At 27.1% G+C, this 3,108-nt stretch carries 2 protein-coding genes and 1 other annotated feature; both genes read right to left on the reverse strand.

The window, feature by feature from the left end; all coding sequences use genetic code 11:
* Nucleotides 1–12: 12 nt before the first annotated feature.
* The gene (thrB, locus tag NSA58_RS17965) at nucleotides 13–909 is read right to left on the reverse strand and encodes a homoserine kinase (RefSeq protein ID WP_074429497.1); all 897 of its coding nucleotides are present in this window, start codon (nucleotides 907–909) and stop codon (nucleotides 13–15) included.
* Between the two features lie 8 nt (nucleotides 910–917).
* Nucleotides 918–2,399 (reverse strand): threonine synthase, encoded by a 1,482-nt coding sequence (thrC, locus tag NSA58_RS17970; protein WP_074429496.1) that lies wholly within the window; start codon nucleotides 2,397–2,399, stop codon nucleotides 918–920.
* Nucleotides 2,400–2,517: 118 nt separating this feature from the next.
* Nucleotides 2,518–2,743: a binding site (T-box leader), on the reverse strand.
* Nucleotides 2,744–3,108: the final 365 nt, after the last annotated feature.

Raw genomic sequence — 3,108 nt, forward strand, 5'->3', positions numbered from 1 at the left:
ATAAAAAATAAATTAATCTATAATATTTACAACAACGCCATTATAATCGCAATGCAAATCTTTAATTTGCCACTTATTATCTAAAGATAATAAATACGATTCCATATCAGGTAAAAAATCCTTATCATCATTAGAAGTCAAAGACATTATAGTTGGTCCTGCTCCACTTAAAAAAGTACCTAAGCAATTTAGCTTGTTTGAATAAGTAACAATTTTATCGTAATCATTTATTAAAGGACTTCTATATTCTTGGTGGAATTTATCCTTGCATGCAACTTTTAATAATTCCAAATTATTATTCATAAAAGCTGTAACTAAAAGAGTAGCTCTTGATACATTAAAAACACCGTCTTTATGATCTATAGTTTTAGGTAGAACACCTCTTGCTTTTTCTGTTGAAAGTTTAAAATCTGGTATAAGAGCACAAAATCTTAAGTTTTTTGGAACCTTAATAGTATCATAGTATATTTTTTCATCTTCCATAAATGATACAATCATATTACCGTATATTGCAGGAGCAACATTGTCTGGATGACCTTCAATTTCTGTTGCTAATTTTAATATTTCCTCTTTGTTTAAGTTTGATTTGCTAAGATAATTTGCACCCATAAGTCCTGCAATTATACAAGTGGCACTGCTTCCTAGTCCACGGCAAATAGGAATATTATCTATAATTTTTATTTTAACACCTTTTGGAATAATACTTGGTTTAACCTTTTCAAAGAAATATAACATTGATTGATAAACCATATTATCCTCATTAATATATTCTTTTTCTTTTTCCTCAATTATAATACCTTCGTCTATTTCCTCAAAATAAAATTTATTATATAAATTTAAGGCTATACCAAGACAATCATATCCTGGGCCAATATTTGCACTAGTAGCGGGCACTATTACTTCTAACATATTATCACCTACACTTTTAAAATATTTTCAATTTCTTTTTTTAATTGGTACTTTTCACAATTTCTATTATGTAGAATCTTAGCAGTCTTTAAATTTTTTATTGGTAATGGAATCTTTTTGTTAGTTTCTAAACTAAGCTTTTCTAAAATATCAAATTCATTTAGATTTTCTACACTTTTACCTAAAGAAGATAATACATCCTTACTAAATTTATAAGGGCTTGCAGTACTTACTATTACAGTAACTACATCTTCTGAGTTAATTTTCTTATATTTTTCATAGGCAGTATAAGCTACACATGTGTGTGTATCTATTAAATAATTGCTCTCTTTAAAAACTTTATTAATATTTTCTTTTACCTCGACTTCAGTAGCGTACTCTCCATGGAAAGTACTTAAGTTTAACTCCATATCCTCGTCGATTTCATAGAATCCTTTGGCGTTTAAACTATTAATTAGTAAATTTACTTTTTTATCATCTCGATTACTGACTTCAAATAAAAGTCTTTCTAAATTGCTTGATATTAATATATCCATAGATGGGGAAGTTGTTAAATGAAGCAATCTATTTTTATCGTATTTACCAGTTTCAAAAAAATCATAAAGGACATTATTTTCATTGGAAGCACAAATTAATTTATTTATTGGTAAGCCCATAAGTTTAGCGTAATAAGCAGCAAGAATATTACCAAAATTACCTGTAGGGACAACAAAGTTTATTTTATCTCCCAACTTAATATATTTATCTCTTACTAAATTCAAGTAAGAATAAAAATAATAAACAATTTGAGGTAATAATCTACCAATATTTATAGAGTTGGCAGATGATAAAATATAGTTATTTTTTAATAAGAATTTATTAAACTCTTCGTCATTAAATATATTTTTAACAGCAGATTGAGCATCATCAAAATTGCCATTTATTGAAACAACATGAGTATTACTTCCTTCTTGAGTCCTCATTTGAAGTCTCTGAATATTACTTACACCATCTTCAGGGAAAAATACAATTATTTTAATTTGATCTAAGTCTTTGAACCCCTCTAAGGCGGCTTTGCCTGTATCTCCTGAAGTTGCTGTTAAAATAACTATATCTTCTTTAATATCATTTTTTTTAAGTGATTTTTCCAGAAGATGAGGCATTAATGTTAAGGCCATATCCTTAAAGGCACATGTTGGTCCATGATATAGCTCTAAAAAATAATTGTCGTTTATTTTTTTTGTTGGTGCAATTATTTCTGTATCAAATTTATCATCATAAGCTTTGTTAATACAGGATTTAAGTTCGTTTTCTGTAAAATCATCTAAAAATAGTTTCAAAATTTCAAAGCATAATTCTTTATAGGATAGATTAATAAATTTATTAAGCTCATTTTTCAAATATGGAAATTCTGTTGGTACATATAATCCACCATCAGAGCAAAGTCCGTTTACTATAGCTTTTGATCCCTTTATTTTTTCACTACATCCCCTTGTACTTACAAAGTGCATATTTGTACCTCCTCATAAAAATATAATTTTGATAGACGTGTTGGCAGCATTAAGTGTTTCGCCAACACGTCTATCAAGTGAAGCAAATTTTTTATAATAAAAAAACTCCCATCCCTAAAAAAGGGACGAGAGTATATTCCCGCGGTTCCACCCAAATTGATTAAAAAATCCACTTGTTACATGTAACGTGTGTAAAACGTCTATTCTTACTAAAATCAAAAGATAACTTCAGAATGAAGCTCCTAGGTAGTTTTCAATATTTCTAATTAAGGAAATCTTTCAGCCTATGAATTTCCATCTCTGATAATCGATTAAAATTTACTCTTCCTAATCATAGCTTTTTTATATTAAATTATTTAAATTCTAACTAAGGTTAATAAATATGTCAAGAAAAATTATAAAAATATACTAAATATAATTTTTTTGTATTAGAATATTACAAAGTTTTAACTCTTTTCAAGTAAAAGTGTGGTATCATATTATTATCCTTAAAAGGAATTAACTAGAATTTTATATAAAATAATATAAAAAGAATTAGAGTTCCTATTAAATTCATAAATTATTCACATTGGGGTATTATAATATTAAAAAAGGAGGAATTTATATGGCGATTGTACTTATAACAGCAGTATTAGTAGTTATAATGCTTGGATTATCATTTTTATCGTATTTATCAGAATTAAACTTAGTAGAAGAATAACTATTAAGA

The organism is Terrisporobacter muris (assembly GCF_024621905.1).
Classification (GTDB): Bacteria; Bacillota; Clostridia; order Peptostreptococcales; family Peptostreptococcaceae; genus Terrisporobacter; species Terrisporobacter muris.

Bases quoted from the DNA above. Each gene is read 5' to 3' on its own strand.
- thrB (WP_074429497.1), bottom strand. From the start codon at position 909: ATGTTAGAAGTAATAGTGCCCGCTACTAGTGCAAATATTGGCCCAGGA.
- thrC (WP_074429496.1), bottom strand. From the start codon at position 2,399: ATGCACTTTGTAAGTACAAGGGGATGTAGTGAAAAAATAAAGGGATCA.